This window comes from Pseudomonas sp. IPO3774 (assembly GCF_013386835.1).
In the GTDB taxonomy this organism is placed as follows: Bacteria; Pseudomonadota; Gammaproteobacteria; order Pseudomonadales; family Pseudomonadaceae; genus Aquipseudomonas.
In genome coordinates, this window is sequence record NZ_JACAQY010000021.1 from 24,082 (window position 1) to 49,115 (window position 25,034).

The 25,034-nt window shown below is 62.1% G+C and carries 26 protein-coding genes; 12 read left to right on the forward strand and 14 right to left on the reverse strand.

Going from position 1 to position 25,034, the window contains the following annotated elements; all coding sequences use genetic code 11:
• Nucleotides 1-5 precede the first annotated feature (5 nt).
• Nucleotides 6-884, reverse strand: coding sequence for a DMT family transporter (locus HYE77_RS14275; RefSeq protein ID WP_003215531.1), 879 nt, complete (start codon nt 882-884; stop codon nt 6-8).
• Between the two features lie 186 nt (nt 885-1,070).
• Here HYE77_RS14275 and HYE77_RS14280 point away from each other — a divergent pair, with 186 nt between their 5' ends.
• From HYE77_RS14280 to HYE77_RS14290, 3 genes are all read left to right on the forward strand, one after another.
• A complete protein-coding gene (locus HYE77_RS14280; protein ID WP_003215528.1) occupies nt 1,071-1,487 on the forward strand; it encodes a hypothetical protein in 417 nt (138 codons plus the stop codon).
• Nucleotides 1,488-1,602: 115 nt separating this feature from the next.
• A complete protein-coding gene (locus HYE77_RS14285; RefSeq protein ID WP_003215526.1) occupies nt 1,603-2,493 on the forward strand; it encodes a neutral zinc metallopeptidase in 891 nt (296 codons plus the stop codon).
• The gene (locus HYE77_RS14290; RefSeq protein ID WP_003215523.1) at nt 2,494-3,471 is read left to right on the forward strand and encodes a hypothetical protein; all 978 of its coding nucleotides are present in this window, start codon (nt 2,494-2,496) and stop codon (nt 3,469-3,471) included.
• A 134-nt stretch (nt 3,472-3,605) separates the two neighbouring features.
• On the opposite strand, the gene HYE77_RS14295 is transcribed toward HYE77_RS14290, so the two are convergent.
• The 3 genes from HYE77_RS14295 to HYE77_RS14305 are packed head-to-tail and all read right to left on the reverse strand — an operon-like array spanning nt 3,606 to nt 5,670.
• Complete coding sequence (locus HYE77_RS14295) at nt 3,606-4,193, reverse strand: HAD family hydrolase (RefSeq protein ID WP_003215522.1); 588 nt, start codon at nt 4,191-4,193, stop codon at nt 3,606-3,608.
• Complete coding sequence (gene tesB, locus HYE77_RS14300) at nt 4,190-5,059, reverse strand: acyl-CoA thioesterase II (RefSeq protein WP_003215520.1); 870 nt, start codon at nt 5,057-5,059, stop codon at nt 4,190-4,192. The genes HYE77_RS14295 and tesB overlap by 4 nt, the downstream gene beginning before the upstream one ends.
• Before the next feature lie 41 nt (nt 5,060-5,100).
• On the reverse strand, nt 5,101-5,670 hold the full coding sequence (locus tag HYE77_RS14305) for a GNAT family N-acetyltransferase (RefSeq protein ID WP_003215518.1): 570 nt from the start codon (nt 5,668-5,670) through the stop codon (nt 5,101-5,103).
• A gap of 76 nt (nt 5,671-5,746) precedes the next feature.
• Here HYE77_RS14305 and HYE77_RS14310 point away from each other — a divergent pair, with 76 nt between their 5' ends.
• Together HYE77_RS14310 and HYE77_RS14315 are read left to right on the forward strand one after the other, a co-directional pair.
• Nucleotides 5,747-6,667 (forward strand): histone deacetylase, encoded by a 921-nt coding sequence (locus HYE77_RS14310; protein WP_008436610.1) that lies wholly within the window; start codon nt 5,747-5,749, stop codon nt 6,665-6,667.
• 172 nt (nt 6,668-6,839) lie between these two features.
• On the forward strand, nt 6,840-8,084 hold the full coding sequence (locus tag HYE77_RS14315) for a TIGR03862 family flavoprotein (RefSeq protein WP_177068910.1): 1,245 nt from the start codon (nt 6,840-6,842) through the stop codon (nt 8,082-8,084).
• 43 nt (nt 8,085-8,127) lie between these two features.
• On the opposite strand, the gene HYE77_RS14320 is transcribed toward HYE77_RS14315, so the two are convergent.
• The 3 genes from HYE77_RS14320 to yedA form a co-directional block, all read right to left on the reverse strand.
• Nucleotides 8,128-8,655 carry a hypothetical protein gene (locus HYE77_RS14320; RefSeq protein ID WP_256347218.1) on the reverse strand — a complete coding sequence of 176 codons (528 nt, stop codon included), beginning with the start codon at nt 8,653-8,655 and terminating at the stop codon, nt 8,128-8,130.
• A 195-nt stretch (nt 8,656-8,850) separates the two neighbouring features.
• Nucleotides 8,851-10,188, reverse strand: a complete 1,338-nt coding sequence (locus tag HYE77_RS14325) for a DEAD/DEAH box helicase (protein WP_003215511.1) — start codon at nt 10,186-10,188, stop codon at nt 8,851-8,853.
• A gap of 48 nt (nt 10,189-10,236) precedes the next feature.
• Complete coding sequence (gene yedA, locus HYE77_RS14330; RefSeq protein WP_177068911.1) at nt 10,237-11,133, reverse strand: drug/metabolite exporter YedA; 897 nt, start codon at nt 11,131-11,133, stop codon at nt 10,237-10,239.
• A 160-nt stretch (nt 11,134-11,293) separates the two neighbouring features.
• Between yedA and HYE77_RS14335 the strand changes: the two genes are divergently transcribed.
• Nucleotides 11,294-11,755, forward strand: a complete 462-nt coding sequence (locus tag HYE77_RS14335; RefSeq protein WP_003215506.1) for an Lrp/AsnC family transcriptional regulator — start codon at nt 11,294-11,296, stop codon at nt 11,753-11,755.
• A gap of 409 nt (nt 11,756-12,164) precedes the next feature.
• Here HYE77_RS14335 and HYE77_RS14340 read toward each other — a convergent pair whose 3' ends face one another.
• The 3 genes from HYE77_RS14340 to HYE77_RS14350 all read right to left on the reverse strand — a co-directional run bounded on the left by HYE77_RS14340 (nt 12,165) and on the right by HYE77_RS14350 (nt 14,177).
• Complete coding sequence (locus HYE77_RS14340) at nt 12,165-12,776, reverse strand: PolC-type DNA polymerase III (RefSeq protein ID WP_003215504.1); 612 nt, start codon at nt 12,774-12,776, stop codon at nt 12,165-12,167.
• 24 nt (nt 12,777-12,800) lie between these two features.
• Complete coding sequence (locus tag HYE77_RS14345; protein ID WP_003215502.1) at nt 12,801-13,277, reverse strand: NYN domain-containing protein; 477 nt, start codon at nt 13,275-13,277, stop codon at nt 12,801-12,803.
• 129 nt (nt 13,278-13,406) lie between these two features.
• The gene (locus HYE77_RS14350; protein WP_008436594.1) at nt 13,407-14,177 is read right to left on the reverse strand and encodes a DUF2076 domain-containing protein; all 771 of its coding nucleotides are present in this window, start codon (nt 14,175-14,177) and stop codon (nt 13,407-13,409) included.
• 179 nt (nt 14,178-14,356) lie between these two features.
• Between HYE77_RS14350 and HYE77_RS14355 the strand changes: the two genes are divergently transcribed.
• Together HYE77_RS14355 and HYE77_RS14360 are read left to right on the forward strand one after the other, a co-directional pair.
• A complete protein-coding gene (locus HYE77_RS14355) occupies nt 14,357-15,016 on the forward strand; it encodes a YciC family protein (protein ID WP_003215498.1) in 660 nt (219 codons plus the stop codon).
• 40 nt (nt 15,017-15,056) lie between these two features.
• A complete protein-coding gene (locus HYE77_RS14360; protein WP_177068912.1) occupies nt 15,057-16,145 on the forward strand; it encodes an endonuclease/exonuclease/phosphatase family protein in 1,089 nt (362 codons plus the stop codon).
• 138 nt (nt 16,146-16,283) lie between these two features.
• Here HYE77_RS14360 and hrpB read toward each other — a convergent pair whose 3' ends face one another.
• The gene (gene hrpB / locus HYE77_RS14365; RefSeq protein WP_177068913.1) at nt 16,284-18,791 is read right to left on the reverse strand and encodes an ATP-dependent helicase HrpB; all 2,508 of its coding nucleotides are present in this window, start codon (nt 18,789-18,791) and stop codon (nt 16,284-16,286) included.
• Nucleotides 18,792-18,959: 168 nt separating this feature from the next.
• On the opposite strand from hrpB, the gene HYE77_RS14370 reads away from it, so the two are divergent.
• A complete protein-coding gene (locus HYE77_RS14370) occupies nt 18,960-19,379 on the forward strand; it encodes a hypothetical protein (RefSeq protein ID WP_017476229.1) in 420 nt (139 codons plus the stop codon).
• A 15-nt stretch (nt 19,380-19,394) separates the two neighbouring features.
• Nucleotides 19,395-20,288 carry a cation diffusion facilitator family transporter gene (locus HYE77_RS14375; RefSeq protein ID WP_003215490.1) on the forward strand — a complete coding sequence of 298 codons (894 nt, stop codon included), beginning with the start codon at nt 19,395-19,397 and terminating at the stop codon, nt 20,286-20,288.
• Here the strand turns inward: HYE77_RS14375 and HYE77_RS14380 are convergent.
• Nucleotides 20,285-21,412 carry a DUF6515 family protein gene (locus HYE77_RS14380; protein ID WP_003215487.1) on the reverse strand — a complete coding sequence of 376 codons (1,128 nt, stop codon included), beginning with the start codon at nt 21,410-21,412 and terminating at the stop codon, nt 20,285-20,287. The genes HYE77_RS14375 and HYE77_RS14380 overlap by 4 nt on opposite strands.
• A 414-nt stretch (nt 21,413-21,826) precedes the next feature.
• On the opposite strand from HYE77_RS14380, the gene HYE77_RS14385 reads away from it, so the two are divergent.
• Both HYE77_RS14385 and HYE77_RS14390 read left to right on the forward strand, forming a co-directional pair.
• Nucleotides 21,827-22,306 carry an Lrp/AsnC family transcriptional regulator gene (locus HYE77_RS14385; protein ID WP_003194418.1) on the forward strand — a complete coding sequence of 160 codons (480 nt, stop codon included), beginning with the start codon at nt 21,827-21,829 and terminating at the stop codon, nt 22,304-22,306.
• Between the two features lie 228 nt (nt 22,307-22,534).
• Nucleotides 22,535-22,744 (forward strand): DUF2788 domain-containing protein, encoded by a 210-nt coding sequence (locus tag HYE77_RS14390; RefSeq protein WP_026077819.1) that lies wholly within the window; start codon nt 22,535-22,537, stop codon nt 22,742-22,744.
• Here HYE77_RS14390 and HYE77_RS14395 read toward each other — a convergent pair.
• Nucleotides 22,739-23,380: a pseudouridine synthase gene (locus HYE77_RS14395; RefSeq protein ID WP_003215483.1), complete on the reverse strand. Its 642-nt coding sequence runs from the start codon at nt 23,378-23,380 to the stop codon at nt 22,739-22,741. The genes HYE77_RS14390 and HYE77_RS14395 overlap by 6 nt on opposite strands.
• A 71-nt stretch (nt 23,381-23,451) precedes the next feature.
• Entirely contained in the window at nt 23,452-24,951 is a 1,500-nt protein-coding gene (amn, locus tag HYE77_RS14400) for an AMP nucleosidase (RefSeq protein ID WP_172834544.1), read from the reverse strand.
• Nucleotides 24,952-25,034 lie beyond the last annotated feature (83 nt).

Genomic DNA, 25,034 nt, shown 5'->3' on the forward strand with positions numbered 1-25,034 from the left:
GTTTCCTACCTGCGCCGCTGCTGCCAGGCAGCGGCCAACCCGCTCAGGCAAATCACCCCGATCCCGACCACGGTGGTCAGGTCCGGGGTGTGGTTGAACACCAGCCAGCCCAACAACCCCGCAAACACGATCTGGCAATAGCCGAACGGCGCCAGCAGGGCTGGCGCTGCGAAGCGGAAGGCCTGGGTCAGCATCAAGTGTGCGGTCATCCCGCAAGTGCCCAGCGCCAGCATCAGCACCCCGTGCCACAGGCTCGGCACCTGCCAGAAGAACGGCACCAAGGCGCTCATCACCAAGGTATTGCACAACCCGGCGAAGAAGTTGCTGGTGGTGGGGGTGTCGTACTTGCTGAGGATGCGGGTGAGCAGTTGGTAGAAGCAGAAGAACAACGCCGACGTCAGCGGCAACAACACCGCGGGGGTGAACAGCTCACCGCCCGGGTGCACAATGATCAGCACCCCGATAAACCCGCAAATCACCGCCAGCCATTGGCCGCGGGTCACGTGTTCGCCTAACAGCGGCACCGACAACGCGGTGACCAGGATCGGCGCAAGAAAGTTGACCGCCGTGGCCTCGGCCAACGGGATAAAGTGCAGCGCCGCCGTAAAGAACAGGCTGGTGCCCAGCAGGCACAAGGCCCGCGCCACTTGCAGTAAAGGGCGTTTGCTGCGCAGTACCCGCAGGCCCGATTGCGGCAGGAAGATCCCGGCCATCAACAACGTGTGCACCAGGTAGCGGGCCCACACCACCATCACGATCGGGTAGAACCCGGCCAGGTATTTGGACAGCGCGTCGTGGCTGGAAAACAGAAAGGTCGCCACCACAATCAGCAAAATGCCTTTGAGCGGGTGGTTGACGCCGGAAAGTGGGGTACTGAGGGTCATTGCATTCTCTTGAGTGGCAGGCTGAAATGACCGCCGCATACCGCGGCATAATCTAGAACGGGTAAAGCGCCTCGCTCAAGAGCATAACCAAACACTGTTCGAACAGCGCACTAAATTGCGGTTTTCCAGTCCAACGCTTCACGCCGCCCCGCCCACTGCGCGTTTTTTAACCAAGGCTTTCTCACCATGAAAAAAACCCTGTTGATTCTTTCGACCCTGACGCTGCTCAGCGCCTGCGACAAGCAAGCCGAGACCGCCAAGACGCCCGCCCCGCCGTCTGTCCAGGCAACGTTGGTACCGCAAGTGCTGCCCACCGACAAATGGGTCGGCAAGTGGATTGGCGTCGAAGGCCTGAACCTGACCATCGCCAAGGACGACAGCATCGGCCGCGGCCACTATGTACTGACCATGAAATACGGCCTGGATGACGACGATTCCGGCACCTTCAAGGGCCAGGCATCCGAAGACGGCATCACCTTTGAACGCCCGGACGGCCCGCAGATCCTGAGCGCTGGCGACGGCGAAGCCACTGGCCTGAAATGGCTGGCCGACAAGAAGGACTGCCTGATCGTCGACACCGGCGAAGGGTATTGCCGCGACTGACACAAGCTTCATACAGATCGGACGACGCAGCGTTTAGCATCGTCAGACAGCCGGACTGGCGCCAACCCTACACACCAACAACACTGAGCTGCAGGTTCACAAAGAGGATTGCCACATGCTATGGAAAAAAGGCCGACGCAGCGACAACGTGGTAGACGCCCGCGATGACAGCGGCGGCGGTGGCGGTGGCATGCGTTTTGGGGGCGGCAAGGGCCTGAGCCTGACGGCCATCGTGCTGATCGTCGGCATCGGCTGGCTGACCGGCCAGGACCCGATGCAGATCCTCGGGCAACTCAGCGGCCAGCTCACCGAGCAAGCGCCCTCCGTCAGCCCGCAAACCCGCCAGGCGCCGCCGGCCAATGATGAACAAGCCGACTTCGTGCGCGCCGTCCTCGGCGACACCGAAGACACCTGGGCCCAGGTGTTCCAGGAAAACGGCCTGACCTACAAGAACCCCAAACTGATCCTGTTCCGCGGCCGGGTGAACTCCGCCTGCGGTGGCGCCACGTCCGCCAGCGGGCCGTTCTATTGCCCGGCAGACCAACAGGTATACCTGGACCTGGATTTCTTCCGGGAAATGTCCCAGCGCTTCAAGGCCGCCGGCGACTTCGCCCAGGCCTACGTGATCGCTCATGAAGTCGGACATCACGTGCAGACGCTGCTGGGCATCTCGGCGAAGATTCAGGCAGCCCGCCAGCAAGGCCGGCAGATGCAAGGCGACGGCGGCCTGCTGGTGCGCCAGGAGCTGCAAGCCGACTGCTTCGCCGGGGTGTGGGCCAACCGTGCGCAAAAGCGCCTGAACTGGCTGGAGCCCGGCGACATTGAAGAAGCACTGAATGCGGCCAACGCGATTGGCGATGACCGCTTGCAGCAACAAGGCCAGGGCCGCGTGGTGCCTGACTCGTTTACCCACGGCACCTCGGCACAGCGGGTTCGCTGGTTCAAGACCGGCTTCGCCCAGGGCCAGATCACTCAATGCGACACCTTTACCGCCAAGAGCCTTTAAATGAATAAACGACTGGGTCTGCTGTTAGGTTTGTTGATCACCTGTTCCTCCTCCACCTGGGCTGCCGAACATGGCGTCAAGGTGGTCAGTCCCGATCGTTTTCACCTGGATGCCGGCGACCTGAGCGTCGGCTTGAGCCAGGACTGGCGCCAGCCGCTGCCTCAAGTTACCCGCGCGCTGATCATCGTGCATGGCCGTTTGCGCAACGCGATGACCTACCTGGACAGCGGCGAAAAAGCGGCCGAAGCCGCAGGACAAAACGCCAATACCCTGGTGATTGCGCCACAGTTCCTCAACCAGACCGACCTCAAGCGCAACCAGATCGACAGCCAGACCCTGCGCTGGAACAGTAACGACTGGATGGCCGGCGAGCCGTCCACAGGCCCGGGCCAGATCAGCTCCTACGGCGCGCTGGACCAGATCATCAAGCACCTGGGCAACCGCAAGCTGTTCCCGAACCTGAAGGAAATCGTGGTGGCCGGCCATTCCGGTGGCGGCCAAGTGGTGCAGCGTTTTGCGCTGACCGGGCATGATCACCCGCTGCTGCAAACCGAGGGCATCAGCCTGCGTTATGTGGTGGCCAACCCGTCGTCCTACGCGTACTTCAGCCCACAGCGTCCGGTGAAATTCGATGTTGCCAGTTGCCCGGGCTTCAACGACTGGAAGTACGGCATGCAAAACCTGCCGGCCTACGCCAAGGGGCAAAGTGCCGAGCAGCTGGAGCAGGCTTACGTTTCGCGTAATGTCACTTACTTGCTGGGCCAGCAGGACACCGACCCGAATCACCCGGCGCTGGACAAGAGCTGCGGCGCTGAAACCCAGGGCGCGTATCGCTTGATTCGCGGGCACAATTATTTTGACTACCTCAAGCAGCGGCACCCGCAGTTGGGCCACAAGCTGGTGGAAGTGCCGGGGGTTGGGCATAACGGGGACAAGATGTTTACGTCGCCTGAAGGGCAGAAAGTACTGTTCCAATAACCACTGAAGAAACCGGATCAAAAATGTGGGAGCGGGCTTGCTCGCGAATGCGGTGGATCAGTCAGCCTATGTATTGACTGACACACCGCATTCGCGAGCAAGCCCGCTCCCACATTGGATTTTCATCGACCGGACTAAATCATCCGGCGCAATACCGCGCAATCTTCAGCATGCCAATCCGCCAGCTCCGGCCACGGGTTTTCCGGCAGATTGACCAGCACAGTCTTCGTCCCCGCCGCCCGCCCGCAATCCAGATCAAACCGGTAATCACCGACCATCACCATCTCTTGCGGCGCCACTTCCCACGCTCGCGCCAGCTTCAACAAACCACCCGGGTCAGGCTTGGGCGGCGCATCATCACGCCCCAACACATCCTCGGCCGCAAAGCAGTCCGCCAGGCCGATCGCCTGCAATGTCACATGGGCCAGCTCCCGCGCATTGCGCGTCAGGATGCCCAGGCGATAACCCCGCCCGGCCAATTCCCGCACCAACTCCACGGCACCGGTAGCGGCTACCGAACCCAGCGCCAGCTCACGCTCATGCGCGAGCAACCACGCATGCTTGGCCGCTGCTTCATCGGCGGGCAACGCCGCCAGGTGCGTAAGAATGTCGTCAGTCGCCGGAATATCCAGGGCCACGCGGATCGCCGCAAAATCATGCACGGCCACCGTCAGGGTGCCATCCATGTCGAACACCCAGTGCTTCACATCACTGAGGCTCATGCCCAATCCTTGCGATGACGAATCAAGCCTTCCTGGGTAACCGATGCCACCAGTTGCCCGGCGCGGTTGTACACGCTGCCCCGGGAGAACCCACGGGAATTGCCGGCCCATGGGCTGTCCATGGCGTAGAGCAACCAGTCATCGGCACGCAGGTCGGCGTGGAACCACAGCGCGTGGTCGAGGCTGGCGACTTGCATGTCTTTCTGCCACACGGTCTTGCCGTGGGGCAGCAGCGAGGTAGTCAGCAGGCCGAAGTCCGAAGCGTAGGCCAGCAGGTATTTGTGCAGCGCCGGCGAGTCGGCCAGGGCGCCGTCCGCACGAAACCACACGTATTTGACCGGGTCGGACGGCTGCGGGTTGTACGGGTCTTTCTCGGTCACCGGCCTTACTTCGATCGGCTTGGGGCACAGCAGCTTTTCGCGCATGTGCTCGGGAATCAGGTGCGCGCGCTGCTGGGTCAGCTCCAGCTCCGACGGCAGGTTCTCCGGGCCGACCACCACGGGCATGGTGGTCTGGTGCTCGAAGCCTTCTTCGTCGTACTGGAACGAAGCGCTGCAGGTGAAGATCGGGTTGCCCTTCTGGATCGCCGTCACCCGGCGCGTGCTGAAACTGCCGCCATCGCGCACCCGGTCAACCGAATACACCACCGGCAACGCCGCATCGCCGGGGCGCAGGAAGTAACCGTGCAACGAATGCACATGCCGCGCCTCTTCAACGGTCTGGCTGGCCGCCGACAGCGACTGGCCGAGCACCTGGCCGCCGAACAGCTGGCGAAAGCCCAGGTCCTGGCTGCGGCCGCGAAAGAGGTTTTCCTCGATCGGTTCCAGGGTCAGCAGGTCCACCAGATCTTCCAACACTTGGCTCATAGAGCATCTCCTACAACAATCTATTGGGCATTCCGGGCTGCTTATCCGTGCAGCGTGTCCAACCATTGGGCGCGGGTGATGCGATACAACACATGATGCCGCAAGGGGTCATCGGCTGCGACCTTGGGGTGTTCAAAATCTGCCAGGGGATCGTAATGCATACCGATGGCCTGCATGACTTTTTGTGATGGCAGATTGGCTTCAGTGGTAAACGAAACGATTTCGTCCAGCTTCAGCCGGTCGAAACCACAGCGCAGGGCAGTCCAGGCGGCTTCGCTGGCGTAACCCAGGCCCCAGTGTTCCCTGGCCAGGCGCCAGCCGATCTCCACCGCCGGAGTGAACGGGGCCTCGAAGCTCACATTCAGCAAGCCGGTGAGGCCGATGAACTCGCCGCTGTCCTTGCGCTGCAAGGCCCACAGGCCAAAACCGTACTCGGCAAAATGGCCGCGAATACGCCCGATCAGCGCGGCACTTTCCAGGCGGCTCAAGGTGGCCGGGAAATACCGCATCACCTGCGGGTCGGCGCACATGCGCGCAAACTCCGGCAAGTCGGCATCGCTCCATTGGCGCAGCACCAGGCGTGCGCTTTCCAATTGCAGTATCGGCTCCATTGGTCCCCCTCCCTTGCCATGTGCGTGAGTGTAACGCGCTGTTAAGATCCGTCGCTGGTTCCCGTCAGAAATCGCCATGCCCTTGCCATTGATCTACCACGACGACTACAGCCCCGAGTTCCCGGCAGACCACCGCTTCCCCATGGATAAATTCCGCCTGTTGCGTGACCATCTGGTGGAGAGCGGCCTGACACGGGACAGCCAACTGCTGCGCCCGGAACTCTGCCCCGCCGAGATTCTGGCCCTGGCCCATGAACCTGGGTATATCGAACGCTACATGAGCGGCGAGTTGTCGCGCGAAGACCAACGGCGCCTTGGCCTGCCTTGGAGCGAAGCCCTGGCCCGGCGCACCGTGCGCGCGGTGGGCGGCTCGTTGCTGGCCGCCGAGCAGGCCCTGGAGCACGGCCTGGCCTGCCACCTGGCCGGCGGCACCCACCACGCCCACTACGATTACCCGGCGGGTTTCTGCATCTTCAATGACCTGGCCGTGATCAGCCATTACCTGCTGGCCAGCGGGCGGGTCAACCGGGTGCTGATCTTCGACTGCGACGTGCACCAGGGCGACGGCACCGCACGCATCCTCCACGACACCCCGGATGCAATCACCGTGTCCCTGCACTGCGAAAAGAACTTCCCCGCGCGTAAGGCGCAAAGCGACTGGGACATCCCGCTGCCGATGGGCATGGGCGACGCGGACTACCTCAAGGTGGTCGACGATGCCCTCAACTACCTGCTGCCGCTGTATCAGCCCGACCTGGTGCTGTATGACGCCGGCGTGGATGTACACAAGGACGACGCCCTCGGCTACCTCAAGCTGACAGACCAAGGCGTCGCCGCCCGCGATGAAAGCGTGATGCGCCACTGCCTGGGCCGCGATATTCCGGTGGTCGGGGTGATCGGCGGCGGCTACAGCAAAGACCGCCCTGCCCTGGCCCGTCGCCACGGGATCCTGCACCACAGCGCGCAGCGCGTCTGGACGTCATCAGGCTGTCATTGAGTTATGCGCGTTACCCACAATCGCTGTGGAACTGCCTGTGGATAACCTGAGTGAAAGCCCCTGCAGGCCATAAGCCGCCTGGCCTGCAGAAGGCTGTATGTTTTTTGATCAGGCAGCATGAGCATCCTCGGGTAGAATGCTCGGCCTACTTTGCCGAACCGCAGTTATCCCCATGCCCCAGACTCAAACCCCATCTCAACACGTCATCATCATCGGCGGCGGCCCGGCCGGGCTGATGGCCGCCGAAGTGTTGAGCCAGGCCGGGATCCGGGTCGACCTGTACGACGGCATGCCCTCGGTAGGCCGCAAGTTCCTGCTGGCGGGCGTGGGCGGCATGAACATCACCCATTCCGAACCGTACCCGGCGTTTCTGGCGCGCTATGCCGAACGGGCGCCGTGCATGGCGCCGTTGCTGCGTCAGTTCGGTGCCGAAGCGTTGTGCGAATGGATACACGGGTTGGGGATTGAAACCTTTATCGGCAGCTCCGGCCGGGTGTTTCCTACTGACATGAAAGCCGCCCCGCTGCTGCGGGCCTGGCTCAAGCGCCTGCGCGACCAGGGTGTAGTTATCCACACCCGCCATCGCTGGCTGGGCTGGAATGCCGACGGCAGCCTGCTTATCCACAGCCCCGAGGGCGACAAAAGCGTACGCGGTGATGCAGTGTTGCTGGCCTTGGGCGGCGGCAGTTGGTCGCGCTTGGGCTCGGATGGGGCGTGGCTGAAGTTGCTGGAAGACAAAGGCGTGCCTTACGCGGCGTTGCAACCGAGCAACTGTGGCTTCGAGGTGTCGGCCTGGAGCGAGTTGATGGTCAGCAAATTCGCCGGGGTACCGCTGAAAAACGTCGCCATTGGCCTGGCAGACGACAAGCCACGGCTGGGGGAATGTGTGGTCACCGCCACGGGCATCGAAGGCAGCCTGATCTATGCGTTGTCGGCACCGATTCGTGAGGCGATCAACCGGGTTGGATCGGCCACGGTGCACATTGACCTGTTGCCGAGTAAGCCACTGGACAAGGTGATCGCAGCGCTGAGCAAGCCGCGCGGCTCACGCTCGATGAGCAAGCATTTGCACAGTCAGTTGGGATTGGATGGGGTGAAGGCGGCGCTTTTGCGCGAGCTGTCACCGGCGGAGCACTTCAATGATCCGGCGCAGCTGGCGGTGGATATCAAGGCGCTGCCGCTGACGCTGGTGAAAACCCGGCCAATGGATGAAGCCATCAGTACCGCAGGCGGCGTGCCGTTTGAGGCGCTGGATGAACGCTTGATGATCAAGCAATTGCCGGGCGTTTTTTGCGCAGGCGAGATGCTGGACTGGGAAGCGCCGACGGGCGGGTATTTGCTGACGGGGTGTTTTGCCAGCGGGCAGGCGGCAGGGCGCGGTGTTCTTGAGTGGTTGAGGCCGGCCACCCCGGCATGACCCACTCACCCCATCACCGCCCGGCAGCAAAGTTACCTCTGACTCAACTGGCTGTTAGATCGGGATAGGCACGTTTAAAAGCTGTTACTTGCTTCTGCAGGAAAGCATCCTCTTCAGGCAGTAAAGTTTTCAGATTTTCTATATAACCTGAATACGCACTGAAGAGTCTGGAAGGATCGCCGTGTTTCAAATCGTTCCATTCCTGCTTGAAGGCGTAGCTGAGTTTCTGGCCCTCTTCCTGACTGGTATAAAGCATATCCTGTAGATACTTATCCAATGGCGCCCTTATCTCAGGACTGATCGAATAATTAGCCTCATACAACGACATCAACTCTCTGAACGAATGGATTGCCTGCCCATACTCGCCGCGCGCCGCATGGTCTTCAACCCGGGACCTTAATTCGGCCACACGCAACTCTACCTGCTTGAAAGCTTTCTCGTCAGCGGCCTTGCCTTTCTTGATTTCGCCGTCTACAACAACGCCGCCGATAATGCCCGCCGCCGCCAGGACCGGCAAAACAAAAGGTACTAAAAACACAGCCATATCTACATCTCCATCTAAGTTCGTCATTCAGAAATCAGTTTCTGACTCAAGCTCAGTGGAAATGAAGCATTTTAAGTTCCAGCACTTAAACACGGCGACAATTACAAAAAATATCCAAATCACAAGCAATAACTCATCAAGGATGACGAGGCACAACTTGACGCGAGCGGAATTGCTCCGCTCACGGTAGTCACTATGCGTTTACTTGATAACCAACAAGCCCTACTTCTTTTTCCGCGGCCCGGTGTTAAACACGGGCACCTTACGCACTGGCTTGATCGAAGGCTCGACCGGCGTCGCCTCCCCGCTGTCCACCCACTTGCCCAGGTTGCGCTTGCCACCACCGCCGCCCGAAGCCTTGGGTTTCTTCGGCTTTTTCGGCTTCTTCACCACCTGGCCAGTGGCATCGGTATCCGGCACACGGTGCTCCGGTTCGAAGTCCTGCTCCATCTTCCGGGTCAACGTCTGACGGGTCAGCATCTCGATGGCCGACAGCATGTTCACTTCATCGGCGCACACCAGGGAAATCGCCTCACCGGTGTTGCCCGCACGACCGGTACGGCCGATGCGGTGGATGTAGTCCTCGGCCACGATCGGCAGGTCAAAATTGACCACCAGCGGCAAGTCTTCGATATCCAGGCCACGGGCCGCCACGTCGGTGGCCACCAGGATCTGCACGTCGCTGCTCTTGAAGCGATCCAGCGCACGCTGGCGCGTGGCTTGTGGCTTGTCGCCGTGAATCCCGTCGGCATTGATGCCCAGGCCCTGGAGTTTTTCCACCAGCGCGTCCACACCGTTACGGGTCTTGGCGAACACCAGCACCTGCTTCCAGCGGCCCTTGCGCATCAGGTGCACAAACAGCTCGGCCTTGCGCTTCTTGTCCACCGGCACCACCCATTGCTTGACGGTGTTGGCGGCGACGTTGCGCGGGCTGACTTCGACGGTCAGCGGGTCGTTGAGCATCTGCCCGGCCAACTGGCGGATCTCGTCGGAGAAGGTTGCGGAGAACAGCAAGGTCTGGCGTTTTTTCGGCAGCATGCGGTAGATGTTCGCCAGTTCTTCGGAGAAGCCCAGGTCGAGCATGCGGTCGGCTTCATCCAGCACCAGGGTTTGCAGCTGGTTGAGTTTCAGCGCGTTCTGGCGGAACAGGTCGATCAGGCGGCCAGGGGTGGCGACCAGCACATCAACGCCTTTGCGCAGCTTCATCATCTGCGGGTTGATGCTCACGCCGCCGTACACGGCGTAAGTGGTCAGCGGCACGTTTTGGGCGTACTCGGCGACGCTCGCATGAACCTGCTCGGCCAGTTCGCGGGTCGGGCACAGGATCAGCGCGCGCACCGAGTTGGCGCTGACTTTCGGCCCTTCCATGGTCAGCAGTTGCAGCAGCGGCACGGCGAAACCGGCGGTCTTGCCGGTGCCGGTCTGGGCCGCAGCCATCAGGTCACGGCCTGCCAGCACCGCCGGAATGGCTTGCGCCTGCACCGGCGTCGGGGTCTGGTAGCCAAGCGTCTCAAGGGCGCGCAGCAAGGGTTCGATCAGGCCAAGTGTGGCGAAAGTCATGGAAATACCGTAGGAAAAAGTCAGCGCAAGGTCGCAATGCGCGGCAGTTTACCTTATTTCCGGCTTTGGCTTTCGCCACTGTGGCAGGCTGATCAGCAGCACCGCGCTGATAATCACCAACATCGCCAGGGCTTCCTCCGTGCCGATGGTCTCACCGACAAACACAATCCCGAGCAACACCGCCACCGCCGGGTTGACGTAGGCATAGCTGGTGGCCGCCGCCGGGCGTACGTGCTTGAGCAGGTACATATAGGCATTGAAGGCGATGATCGAGCCGAACACGGTCAAGTACGCCAGGGCCAGCCAGCCTTCCAGCGGCGGCATGGCTTGGAGGTGTTCGCCGCTGACGGCACTGAGCAACAGCAGCACGAAACCTGCGATCAGCATCTCCGCCGCACTGGCCATCGCGCCTTGAGGCAGCGGCAAATGCTTGCTCCACACCGAACCAAAGGCCCAGGCCGCCGCCGCAAAAATCAGCAAGGCCGCACCGGTGGGGCTCGATTGCAGGTTGGAGCCCATATTGAGCATGGCGATACCGATAATCCCCAGCACCACCCCGGCCCATTCCAGACGGGTATTACGCGCGCCCCAGAAATAACCACAGAGCAAGGTGAACAACGGCACCGTCGCCACCGCCAACGCGGCAACCCCGGACGCCACGCCCGTATGTTCAGCCACACTGACCGCACCGTTACCGAAGGTCAGCAGCAAAATGCCGATCTTCGCGGCAGCCTTCCACTGCACCCACGTCGGCGCCGGCGCCCCGCGCCAGCGCAGGAAGGCATACATCAGCGCACCCGCTGTCATAAAGCGAATCCCCGCCAGCAACAGCGGCGGCCAGTACTCCACACCAATGCGAATCACCAGGTAGGTAGACCCCCAGATCACGTACAACGCAAAAAAGGCGGCGATCAACGGTAAGGAAAAGCGACGTGGGCCAGGCATTGGGCAGCTCTGTGGCAGGACAAGGGAGCGTTATTTTAGAAATCCCCGGCCGTAAACATAAGTTACAAAACCTGTTTAAAGCGCCAGTACACTTTTCAAAACATGGTTATCAAGGCTATAAACCGTGCTTTCGAAAGCTATGCATTCCCGGAGCCTTATCATGGACAAATACGACCGTATGCTTCTCAGCGCCCTGCTGGAAGACGGCCGCGCGTCCTACGCGCAACTGGCGCGCACCGTGAACCTGTCTGCGCCCGCCGTGGCTGAGCGGGTGGCGAAACTGGAAGCCAGTGGTGTGATTACCGGGTATCAGGCCAAGGTCGACCTGTCGAAGGTGGGGTTGCCGATCCAGTGCGTGATTGAGTTGCGGTTGACCAATCATGGGAGCCAGAAGGTTTACGACGCGCTGTCGGAAATTCCCGAGTTGACTGAATGCCATCGGGTGACGGGCGATCCGTGCGTGATCATGCAGGCGGCGGTGGGCTCGATGCCGGAGCTGGAGAACCTGATCAATCGGGTGGCGAAATTCGGGTTCAGCAAGACCTCGATCATCTTGTCGAGCGCGATAGAGCGGCGGGTGCCGTTGGGGCAGTTGGAGGGGAATGGGAAGAGTGGCAACTGAACACGCCGCTCGGCAGCTCGTTCCCACGCTCTGCGTGGGAACGCATCCGGTGACGCTCTGCGTCACGACTTCAAGAGCGGACGCAGAGCGTCCAGGGCGGCATTCCCACGCGGAGCGTGGGAACGATCGCCATAGTTGACCGAGTTGCCTGAAACACCCTCGCTCAACTGTGGGAGCTGGCTTGCCTGCGATGACGTCAGTAGCTTCACTGATTCGAAGGTGGTGGTGGATCGGTCGCTGGACTGCTTACAGCCTCGATAACACCGCAAAACTAATGTGGGAGCGGGCTTGCTCGCGAATGCGGTGTGTCAGTCAGCGCATGTGTTTGCTGATACTCCGTATTCGCGAGCAAGCCCGCTCCCACATTTGGATCTTCGTCATGTTGAAGATGGAGTTCTGCTCAAGCGACTTAGAACCCGCGATGCTTCTTCAGATGATCATTGATCTTCGCCGCCGGAACCTTCTGCAAGCTGCACAGCAATTCGTGTGACAACTCCCGCAACCCGTGGGTGCGACGCAGTTCCTCGGCCAGATGCGCGGTAAGGTTCGCCGCCATCTCCGCGTCCGCCATCGCCCGGTGAGCCTTGCCGGTGTGGGGCAGTTGGGCAAACGAGGTCAGGGTACCCAGCTTGTGGTTCGGCGCCGCCGGCATCAAGCGTCGCGCCAGCAATAGCGAACAGGCAAACTTCTGCAAACGCGTACGCCGGATCAACCCCAGCTCGAAATCCCAGAACTTCTGGTCAAACGCAGCGTTGTGGGCCAGCAGCGGCGTGGTGCCGACAAACTCGTTCACCTCGTTCATCACCCGCTCCGCCGACGGTGCGGTGCGCAACATGGCGTTGCTGATGCCGGTCAGTTGCTCAATAAACCCCGGCACACGCACACCGGCGTTCATCAGGCTCTGGTAGCGGTCCACGATCTGGCCCTGCTCCAGGATGACCACGGCGATTTCCGTGGCCCGGCAGCTGCTGCTCGGCTGGATGCCGGTGGTTTCAAAGTCGATGACCGCTATACGTTCCAAACCTGTTCCAACTCCGTCAAAAATCTATTTAAGCAGCAACGCGCCTTCAATCGGCACGTAGCGGCTGGCGGCGCGTATCAATGAGTTGGCCGTCAGCCCCGGCACGCCGTAGGCCACGGCTTCGACGCCGTGCTTGCTGATGATGCGGTCCAGCAGCATGTCGAAATCACCGTCGCCGGAGGCCAGCACCACTTCGTCGACATGGGCGGCGGCGTCCATGATGTCGATGGTGATGCCCACGTCCCAGTCGCCCTTGGCCGAGCCGTCGCTGCGCTGGATGTAAGGCTTGAGCTTCACGGTAAAACCCAGGTTGCGCAGGATCTGCTGGAACTGCTGTTGCTTGCTGTCGCCACGGTCGATGGCATAGGCATACGCCTCGACAATCTGCCCGCGCTGGCTGATGTCAGCCCACAGCGCCGCGTAGTTGAAGTGACAGCCGTACGCCTGGCGCACGGTGTAGTAGAGGTTTTGTACATCGGCGAACACGGCTATCTTTTTCACCGCAAATCCTCATGACACGCGCATGGACCCCGGACTCAAGGGCCCGGAAAGGTTGCCAGTATGCCAGCCACAAGGGAGTTTCCGAGAAAAATCAGCCCGGGGCGACGAAGCGCCCCGGTTGAGTGTGGGTCAGACGAAGGAATCGTCGTCGCCAAAGGAGGAGGAGTCGTCGGAATAGTCGTTGTCGGCGAAGCTGTCGGAGGCGTTGTCGCTGCCCCAGCTGTCGTTGCCGGCATATTTCTGGTCGTCGTTGCCCCAGTTGCCGTTGTCGCTGGCCGGGGCCGGCTCTTCGCGGATGATCTCTTCAACCACTTGCGGTTGTTGCGAGTTGTGGCTGAACAGGCTGCTGATGCCTTCTGCCAGCATCACACCACCGGCCACGCCAGCTGCGGTTTTCAGGGCGCCGCCGAGGAAACCGCTGCCAATCGGCGCTGCGGGTGCCTGTTGTGGCTGCTGATAGTTCTGCTGGGGAGCACCGTAGTTCTGCTGCGGCGCAGGTTGCCCGCCAAACGACGGACGCGCCGGTTCACGCCAGCCACCGCCCGACGACGCCGGTGCGCTCTGGGTCGGCTGCGGGTCACGGGAACCGCCGCCGAAAATGCTCGACAGGAAACCGCCACTGCTCGGTGCAGGCTGCGCCGCCTGGGACCTGGCCTGTTGCAGTTGGTCCTGCAACTCCTGGATCTGCTGGGCCTGCTGCTTGTTCTGCGCATCGAGGCTCTTGATCGCGTGCTCTTGCACCAGAATCGACTGGGTCATGTAGTACGCAGCGGCCGGTTGGCGAGTGACGTGTTCCTTGATCCGCGCTTCAGCCTGGGCGTCGCGGGGGGCTGAGTCCGTTTCGGCTTGCTGCAACCGTGAAAACAGTCCGTCGATCAGGGTTTGTTCTTCGCTGTTCATGGCGACCTCGTTAGATTGCCGGTAGAAATCTTCGCCTTGCGCACGATGTGCAAGGTACAACCCAGTTATGGGGCTGTTGCTGATTGTTTCAATGGTCTTTACGCAAGGTTTACGTTTGCTTGCATCTGCTCATGATCGGTTAAAGTAACGCCCTTGCTTTTCGGCCTGTGAAGACCCTGATGAATCCGTTAGACGTATTGCGCGACTCCTTCTTCTTTTTCAAGCGCAACCTGGGCGCCATCGTGCAGTTGTGCCTGCCACTGGTGATCCTCGAAGCCCTGCTGCAACAGGTGCTCGACCACACGCTCGGCCCAGATGCGTTTCCCGGTTACAGCGTGGTGATCGGGCTGCTGGTGTACCCGTTGTACACCGGCGCACTGATCCTGTTCCTCGACGCCCGCACCCGGGGTGAATCGCCGCGCACCCTGGATGTGCTGGCCATGGCCCTGACCCTGTGGCCGCGCTTTGCCCTGCTGACGGCAATCAGCACGCTGCTGATCCTGCTGGGCCTGTCGCTGTATTTCCTGCCCGGCCTGTGGCTGATGGTGGTGCTGGCTTTCGCCGAATACCTGCTGGTGCTGCGGGGCATGTCGGCGCTGTCGGCCATGAAGGAAAGCCTGCGCCTGACCCGTGGGCATTTCTGGCGGATCCTGGTGTGCCTGCTGTGCGTGATGACCCCGCTGTGGTTGCTCAAGGGCGCCAGCGTGGCCGTCTATCCGGACCCGAACCCGCTGCTGGGCCTGCTGATCGACAGCGCACAAAGCTTCCTGCAACTATTCACCAGCGTGGTGTTGTTCCGCCTGTTCATGTTGATTGGTGGCGACGCCGACGCGCGGTGATATGCTCCGGGCCTGTCCTGCAACGCCATAAGCCGAGCCGATGACCCGACTACTGCGCATTACCTTGGTGGGCCTGCTGATCCTCGCGGCCCTGCTGACCGGCTTGATCTACAGCCTGACCTGGCGCCCTGCCGACAAGGAAACCCTGCCCATCCGCTGCGTCGCGCCCCGTGCGCCGACCCTGCTGCCTGGGCAGGCGCTAAAGGTCATGACCTGGAACGTGCAGTACCTGGCGGGCAAGAACTACGTGTTCTGGTACGACACCCCGGACGGCAGCGGCCCGGACGACCGCCCGACCGTTGAAGACATGGCTTCAAGCCTCGACGAAGTGGCGCGGGTGATCCGCGACGAGCAGCCCGACATCCTGCTGTTGCAGGAAGTCGACGAAGGCGCCAAGCCTTCCAGCTACCAGGACCAACTGGCCTTGCTCCAGGAGCGCCTGGCCGACCTCTACCCGTGCAGCGCCCAGGCCTTCGACTGGAAAGCCGACTTCGTGCCCGACCTGCATATCTTCGGCAGCGTCGGCCGCAAGCTGGTGACCATGAGCCGCTACCAGATCGAACACGCCGAGCGCCTGCAATTGCCGGTGGCACGCGCCAACCTGATCAGCCGTCAGTTCCAGCCCAAGCCCGCGTTATTGCTGACCTACCTGCCGTTGAGCGATGGCGGCCAGTTGGCCGTGCTCAATACTCGCCTGGACGGCGCGGCCCCCGGGCACAACGCCGTGCTGGAACAGGTGCAGGCGACCGTCAAGCTGGTGGATAAATTCGAGAGCCGCGGCACGCCATGGCTGATGGGTGGGGATTTCAACCTGATGCCGCTGGGACAGTTCCTGCGCCTGGACCCCGGCAAGCGCGGGCAATACTCGCCGGACAGTGAGCTGCACCTGCTGTGGGAAAAGTACCCGATGATCCCGAGCAACAGCCAATCCAGCGGGATTGACCGGGACCAGTGGCTGACGTATTTCCCGAATGACCCAACCGTAGAGGGGCCGGACCGTACGCTGGATTACCTGTTCCACAGCTCGCGCATCAAGAAGGTTGAGAGCAAGGTGCGCCAGAGCGATACGGTGCGTATCTCCAATCATTTGCCGGTGATTGCGCGGTTCCTGTTGCCCGCCGCGCAGTAAGCCACGCGGCGAAACAGTGTGGGAGCTGGCTTGTGTGGGAGCCGGGCTTGCCCGCGATGCAGGCACCTCGGTCTATCCGACAGACCGAGGTGATGCCATCGCAGGCAAGCCAGCTCCCACATTAGATCTGCGATGTACTTACTTTCTCGGCTTGATCCGGGCAGTCGGTTCAGCAATCAACGGATCATCCGGCCAGTAATGCTTCGGATACCGCCCCTTCAAATCCTTCTTCACCTCGGCGTAAGTACTGCGCCAGAAGTTCGCCAGGTCCTGCGTCACCTGCACGGGCCGTCTGGCCGGCGACAACAGGTGCAGCTTGACCACCTGCCGCCCGCCGGCGATCCGCGGCGTATCCGCCAGCCCGAACAATTCCTGCAAGCGCACCGCCAGAATCGGCGGCTGCTCGCTGTAGTCCAGCCGCACCGACGAGCCCGACGGCACCTTCAGATGGTGCGGCGCCAGCTCGTCCAACCGCGCCGGCAACGGCCACGGCAGCAGGTTATGCAGGAAGCTGGAAATATCCAGACTGGCGAAATGGCTCAGGCGCGACACCTTGCCCAGGTACGGCATCAACCAGTGTTCCAGGCTGGCAAGCAAGGCGCTGTCGCTGACATCCGGCCATTCACTGGCCTTGCCGCTATCCAGACCACGCAGCAGCATCACCCGCGCCTGCCATTGGCGCAGCTCCGGGGTCCAGGGCAGCAGTTCCAGGCCTTTGCGCCGCACCAGGTTGACCAGCGCCTGGCTGCGGGCGGATTCGTCGAGGCCGGTCAGCGGCTCGCGGCTGAGCACCAGTTCGCCGACCTTGCGCTGGCGTTCGGCGCGCAGCACGCCCTCGCGTTCGTCCCAATCGAGTTGGTCGACATTGCGCACCTGCTCGGCCAACACCGAGTCGAACAACGCCGGATCAAAATCCGCCGCGAGGTAAATCCGTTCTTCACGCTGGCCCTGGCGGCTGCCCAGATCGGCGATCACCAGCCAGGGTTGCTTCATCAGGCTGTCGGCTTCGGCGAACAACGCGGCACGGCCGTTGGCGAGGCGGTATTCGGCACCGCCCGCCCGCCGTTGCTGGGCGACGCGGTCCGGGTAGGCCAGCGCCAGCAAGGCGCCGAGCCAGCGCGGATGATCGGGATCAGCCACCGGCTGCTCTGCCTTGCCTCTTAAATAGCCACGGTATTGCCGCGCCAGTTGGCGGGCACGCTGCACGCCGCCCTGGGTGCCACGGGCCTTTTCTTCACCGGATAACAGGGCCAGGCGGCTGTGCAAATCCGCACCGGCACCACGCAGGATATCGCGCTCACCCAACAGTGCCGCCACGTCACAGGCCATGCTCGCCAGGCCCAGATCCTGACCACGCAGCAGCAAATGAGCGATTCGCGGGTGCGCCGGCAACCCGGCCATTTTCTGGCCGTGGGCGGTCAGCTTGGTATCGCTCAACGCTCCGAGGCGCTCGAGCAAATCCTGGGCCTGTGCATAAGCCGCGGTGGGCGGAACGTCGAGCCATACCAACTGAGTAGGCGCCACGCCCCAGCGGCCCAATTGCAGGGCCAAACCGGAAAGATCCGCCGAGAGAATTTCCGCACTGGAATACGCCGCCAGCCCTTCATGCTGGTCCTCGGACCACAACCGATAACACACCCCCGGCTCCAGTCGCCCTGCCCGGCCGGCACGCTGGGTGGCGCTGGCGCGAGAGATGCGCTGGGTGTCGAGACGGGTCATGCCGCTGCCCGGGTCGAAACGCGGGACCCGCGCCAACCCGGCGTCGATCACCACGCGCACGCCGTTGATGGTCAGGCTGGTCTCGGCAATGTTGGTGGCCAGCACCACTTTGCGCTTGCCGGCGGGCGCCGGGTCGATGGCGGCGCGCTGGGCGGCCAGGTCCAGTTCGCCGTGCAGCGGGCATAGCAGCACATCGGGGTTATCGCCCAGCGCGTCAGCCAATTGCTGATTAACCCGACGAATCTCGGCCTGCCCCGGCAGGAACACCAGCACGCTGCCGGCTTCATCATGCAGGGCTTCAAGGATGGTCTGCACCAACCGTGGCTCGATAAATTCGCCGGGCTGGAATGGCCGGCCCCAGCGCATCTGCACCGGGTACATGCGCCCTTCGCTGCGCAGGATCGGCGCGTCGTCCAGCAACCCGGCCAGGCGTTCGCCTTCCAGGGTGGCGGACATCAGCAGGATCTTCAGTGGCTGCTCGTCGCGAAACAGGTCTCGACCATTGAGACTAAGGGCCAGCGCCAGATCGGCGTCCAGGCTGCGTTCGTGGAACTCGTCGAAGATCAACAAACCCACGCCGTCGAGTGCCGGGTCATCCTGCAGGCGACGGGTGAGGATGCCTTCGGTGACCACTTCAATACGGGTGTTGGGGCCGACCTTACTGTCGAGGCGAATGCGGTAGCCGACGGTTTCGCCGACCTTTTCTCCCAACTCGCTGGCCAGCCTTTCTGCCGCTGCACGGGCGGCCAGGCGGCGGGGCTCGAGCATCAGGATGGTTTGCCCGGCCAGCCAGGGTTCATTCAACAGCGCCAATGGCACCCGTGTGGTTTTACCGGCGCCGGGCGGTGCTTCGAGCACGGCTTCATGGCGCGTCGCCAGGGCGTCACGCAGGGCAGGTAAAACATCATCGATTGGCAACGAATTCATACTGGCTCCAAAGCAGAGCGGCGAGTATAACGGCGAACTGCCGGGTGTCGGTGGTGGTCTCAACGACACGGCCCCGTCCTGACTGGAATGCGGCCAGCTCCCACACTTGATCATCGTCGCCTTGTAGACTGGCTTATAGTCATTTTCATTATGTTCAAGGAGAGTCCCATGCGTGTTGCTTCCCGTGTTATCGGCGGTGTTCTGGCCGTCACCCTGCTGAGCCAGTTGACGGCCTGCGGCTCGATTTTCTACCCCGACCGCCGGGGCCAGATCGACGGCAAGATCGACCCGGCAATTGCCGTGCTCGATGCGGTCGGCCTGCTGTTCTACGTGATCCCGGGCCTGATCGCCTTTGGTGTCGACTTCGCCACCGGCGCGATCTACTTCGAGCCGGGCAAAACCGCCCAGGTGGCCCCGGAAAAACTCCAGCAAGCCATCGGCGCCGACGGCAAGGTCGACAACGCCAAGCTGCAAACCATCATCCAGAAAGAAACTGGGCATAACCTGCCGCTGGACGACCCGCGCATGATCCAGTTCAAGGGCAGCGTGCAACAACTCGCCACCCTGGGCCTGCAACCCGCCGCTTAAGGACTGACCCGCCCCATGACCACCAGTCCCGAACACGCCCGGCTGTTGCGCCTGGCCACCCGCGCTTCCGTCGGCGTGGCCTGTGTGCTGATTGTGACCAAGGCCATCGCCTGGTGGCTCAGCGGCTCGGTGAGCATGCTCGCCGGGCTGACCGACTCGCTGCTCGACGGCGTTACCTCGCTGCTCAACTTGCTGGCCGTGCACTACGCGTTGCGCCCGGCGGATGACGATCACCGGTATGGCCACGGCAAGGCGGAATCCCTGTCGGGCATGGCCCAGGCGTTGTTCATCGCCGGCAGTGCGGTGTTGATCGCCTTCCAGGCGTTCCAGCGTTTGCAGCATCCGGAACCTGTGGGCGCGCCATGGCTGAGTATTGGCGTGATCGTTCTGTCCCTGGCGTTGACGGCGGCGCTGCTGATCCTGCAATACCGGGTGATCCGCGAAACCGGCTCCAACGCCATCCGCGCCGACTCGCTGCACTATCGCTCAGACATGATGCTCAACGGCAGCATCCTGGTGGCGCTGGTGCTGGCGGCGTTTGGTTTTCATCAGGTGGACGCCTGGTTCGGCCTGGGCATCGCGGCCTACATTTTGTGGAGCGCCATCCAGATCGCCCGGGAAAGTTTTTCGGTGCTGATGGACGAGGAACTGCCGCCGGATGTCAGCCAGCACATGCTCGAACTGGCGTGCAGCGTGCCCGGTGTATTGGGTGCCCATGACCTGCGCACGCGGATTTCCGGCAGCCACTGGTTCGTGCAGCTGCACCTGGAGTTACCGGGGGAATTGAGTTTGTCCGTGGCCCACGGCATCAGCGACCAGGCCGCCGATGCCATCCACAACGCCTACCCGCGAGCCGAAGTGCTGGTGCACGCCGACCCGCAGGAAGTGGTCAAGGGCGAGAAGGCCTAGTACTGCACCTGATACCCGCGACTGCTCAGGCAGTTGCCCTGGGCCTGGCGGTAGGTTTGCACCACGGCCGGGTCGGGGGCGTAGGTGACGGTCCTTGGGTCAAAGCCACTTTGCTGCACCGCCCAGCGATAGCAGTCGTAACCATCCTGCTGGACCTGCGCCGGTGACTGGCCGTTGGCTGGGTAAGCCACCACGTCATAACCATTGCCCTGGGGCACGGGCTGCGGCGCTGGCGCGGCGGGTGGCGGCTGCACCACAACGTACTGCTGGCTGCTTTCTTCGTAGGTGTAATAGGCACCGGCGGCGAGGAAGAACAGCGCACTGCCCACCCACACTTCCCGCGCGTAGTCGGGCAGGTATTGCACGCGAATCCCGTAAGGCGGCGTCACGACGACATAGCGCGGGCCTTGTGGGCGATACCAGTAGCCACCCGAGAAGAAGTAGTCCTGCCCGCGATACGGCACGCGGTAATTGCGGTCGGGGAAGCGATCGACGATATAACCCGGACGGTATTGCGGGCCGGGCCCCCAGCCATTGCCGTGCCCGTCGGGGCGGCCTGGCCAGCGGTGATCGTTGGGGTGGTTATTGCCACCGCCGTTACCCCCGTTGAAGCCGGGCCGGCCCGGGCCACCCTGGCCGCCATTGCCGGCCTGCCAATGCTGGTTGCCGTCGTTGCGACGCGGGATGTCCTGGTAATTGCCGGGACGCGGTTCCTGGGTCTGGCGCACGGTGTCCGGGCGACCCTGGATCGGCAGGTTATTGGCCGGCTGCGGCGCCGGGTGCGGAGGTTGCTGTTGATTGCCTTGCGGGCGACCTTGCCACTGGCCACCTCCGTTCGGGCGCTCAATGTTCTGGTTCTGCGGCCGTGGCTGATTGTTTTCGAAATGCTGATTCTGCGGACGCGGCTGATTGTTCTCGGGCCGAGGGGCTACAGGGCGCGGTTGACTATTTTGTGGTCGCGGTTGGTTGTTCTGCGGCCGAGGCTGATTATTGCCTGGATGCCCTTCCGGGCCTCTTTCATGCTGACCACCGCCTTCCTGGCGTGGCGGGTCGTCGGCCATCACTTGCGCACCAACGCTCATCATCAGCAAACCAACACCTGCCAAACGCCAGATGCGCTTCATGCTATTCCTCACTGCGGATTAGGGCCTACACGTAAGACTGGAAAACCGGGGCCCGGTTCTGCGAGAGGTTATCAGTCACGAGAACTATTTTCGCAGGCAATAAAAAGGGGCGACCCGTCGGTCGCCCCTTGAGAACTTCGTCCTGGCTCAACGCTTTTGACGTCGGCTCACCTCACGCCGTCTTGTGGACAGTGTGCAGCCCGGGGGCCGGGGCAACCCTGTGGGGTTGGCGGCCGCAGCCGGCCTTATTGGCGGGCTGCAGTGGACTGTATGTCCGGGCAGTGATTCTGTTGATAACTCTACGCCTCGGCCTCGGGCAGATGATTGCGAAGATTGCGTCAATAAACAGTGCTTGCGCAATTTTTAACCCTGGATAGATAATTCACCGCAATAGTTACGACAAAGGCCAGCCCCATGAGCAAACTTGACCGATACGACCTGAGTATTTTGGCGGAATTGCAGCGCGACGCGAGGATCTCCAACCAGGAGTTGGCCGAGCGCATCGGCCTGTCGCCTTCGCCGTGCTCACGCCGGGTCAAGCAACTTGAAGACGACGGCTACATCGCCCGCCAGGTCGCCTTGCTCGACCGCAAGATGCTCGGCCTGAGTCTGACAGCCTACGTGCTGATCGGCATGGACCGACACACCCCCGAACGTTTCGAGAACTTCGAAGCGGCCATCCGCACCTTGCCGCAAGTGCTGGAATGCAGCCTGGTGACCGGGATGGACGCCGACTATCAGCTGAAAGTGGTGGTGCCAGACATGGATCACTACCAGAAGTTGCTGCTGGGCCACCTGACCCGCATCGAAGGCGTCACCAGCGTGCGTTCAAGCTTTGTGCTGAACCAGGTGCTCAACAGCACCGAGCTGCCGCTGACCCACCTGCGCACTTAAGACCAGCGCGGAACAAATGTGGGAGCGGGCTTGCTCGCGAATGCGGTGTGCCAGGCACCGAATGTGCTGACTGATCCACCGCATTCGCGAGCAAGCCCGCTCCCACATTTTGACTGTGTTCCCGCAGGGTGGTAAGTCTGCGGCAGACCGACGCAGGTCAATGTCGCGCCGATTGCCCTGGCGTATAATCGGCGCCCTGCCCCAGCCGGAAACGACCCGATGAACTCGATTGATCCCGCCGTGTTTGAAGAATGGATGATGACCGGCCTGGTCAGCATCCTGATCATTTTCATGGGCTTTATCGTCTGGGACCTGGCGAAGAAATCCAAGGCCGGGCGCTTTGGCTCGATGATCCTGTTCTTCGTGCTGGGCCTGGGCGTTGCCGCGTTCATCATCAAGAGCGTGGTGATCGGCCTGATCGAGTCCGGCGCCTTATAAGCGCGCCGGCACTTCTTTCCATTGGCCTTGGTCCAGGCCGTCGATTGACCAGTCACCAATCCGCACCCGCACCAGACGCAACGTCGGCAACCCCACCGCCGCCGTCATGCGCCGCACCTGGCGGTTACGCCCTTCACGAATCACCAGCTCCAGCCAATGGGTCGGCACGCTCTTGCGAAACCGCACCGGCGGGTTACGTGGCCACAGTTGTGGCTCGTCCAGTTGCCGGGCTTCGGCGGGCAGGGTCATGCCGTCGTTGAGCTCCACACCGTCGCGCAGGCGTTGCAGCTGTTCCTCGGTCGGTTCGCCTTCCACCTGCACCCAATAGGTTTTCGCCAACTTGTGCTTGGGGTCCGCGATGCGCGCCTGCAATTGGCCGTCGTTGGTCAGCAGCAACAGGCCTTCACTGTCACGGTCCAGGCGCCCGGCCGGGTAAATGCCGGGGATGTCGATGAAATCCTTGAGGGTCGCCCGCCCGCCTTCATCGCTGAATTGGGTCAGCACATCGAAGGGTTTATTGAACAGGATCAACTTGGGATCGGCCGGTGGCGCCTTGGCGACACGACGCGGGGCTGACGAGGTTTGCGGACTTTTCACACCGGGGCGGCGGGAAACAGGACGGGCAGGACGGGACATGGCAAAGGAACATCTAACGGTCAGGACCGACAATGCTAGTGGCCTGACCGTTAAATAACCATCCCAACCGTTTAGCGGAACGGCGGCTCGTCGAAGCTGCGCAGTTTGCGCGAGTGCAGCGAGTTGAGTTCGGTGCGCAACAGATCCACCGCCTCGATGCCGATCTTCAAGTGCTGGCTGACCGCACGCTCATAGAACGCGTTGGCCGATCCCGGCAGCTTGATCTCGCTGTGCAGCGGTTTATCCGACACACACAGCAACGTGCCGTACGGCACCCGCAGGCGGTAGCCCTGGGCGGCGATGGTGCCGCTTTCCATGTCCACGGCCACGGCGCGGGACAGGTTGATCAGCGGACGTTCCTGGGCCCAGCGCAGCTCCCAGTTGCGGTCGTCGTAGGTCAGCACGGTGCCGGTGCGCAGGCGCTTTTTCAGCTCTTCGCCTTTCTCGCCGGTGACGTTGGCCGCGGCTTGCTGCAAGGCCATCTGCACTTCGGCCAGGGCCGGGATCGGAATGTTCGGCGGCACTACCCGGTCGAGAATCCCGTCGCGACGCATGTAGGCGTGAGCCAGCACGTAGTCACCGATGGTCTGGGATTGGCGCAGCCCGCCGCAGTGACCAATCATCAGCCAGCAATGCGGACGCAATACGGCGAGGTGGTCGGTGATGTTCTTGGCATTGGACGGGCCGACGCCGATGTTCACCAGGGTCACACCATGGCCGTCGCTGGCTTGCAAGTGGTAGGCCGGCATCTGGTAGCGGTGCCAGACCACGCCGGCGGCGATGGCAGACGCTTCGCCGTGGTCCATGCTCTTGTCGATGATCACATTGCCCGGCAGCACCATGCGGATAAAGCGCGGGTCGCTGCGCAACTGTTCCAGGCCATGCACGATGAACTGGTCAACGTAGCGGTGGTAGTTGGTCAGCAAAATCCACGGCTGCACATGGCGCCAGTCGCTGCCGGTGTAGTGCACCAGGCGGCGCAGGGAGAAGTCGACGCGGGCGGCATCGAACAATGCCAATGGCAGCGGGTCGGTGTTTTCCCAGTCGTACAGCCCGTCGGCGATGCCATCGGTGGCGGCAGACAGGTCGGTACTCGGGAATACCCGCGCCAGCGTGGCGGCAGTCACACCGGAGCCGGCCAGTTCGTCACCCTGCTCCACCACGTACGGGTAGGGAATGTTCTGCTGGCTGACGCCCACTTCCACCGTCACGGTGAAGTCGTGCATCAACGGCACCAGTTGCTCCAGCAGGTATTTGCGGAAGGCCGACGGATGGGTGACGGTGACGCTGTAGGTCCCCGGCAACTGAACCTTGGCATACGCCCGGGTGGTCTGTGGGACTTCGCCCTGCACCAGGTAGGTCAGGCGCAGTTCCGGGTAGCGAAACATCGCACGTTGTTCAGCGTCGGGTTCGACGCGGTCTTTGAGGTAGCGCTTGAGGGCTTGATTGAGCGCGCCGGTAGCACGCTCATGGAGAGCCGCCAGCCGATCCACGGCTTCTTCGGCGGTTTGAACGACAACAAAAGCTTCGGTCACGGTAAGCATCCTGTGTTCTGACTTGCAGGCCTTCATCTTGCCTGTATCCCTGGCGCACTGGAACACCGGAATTGGAATGCGATCAATAATGTGGGAGCGGCGGTGCGACGATTCGACTT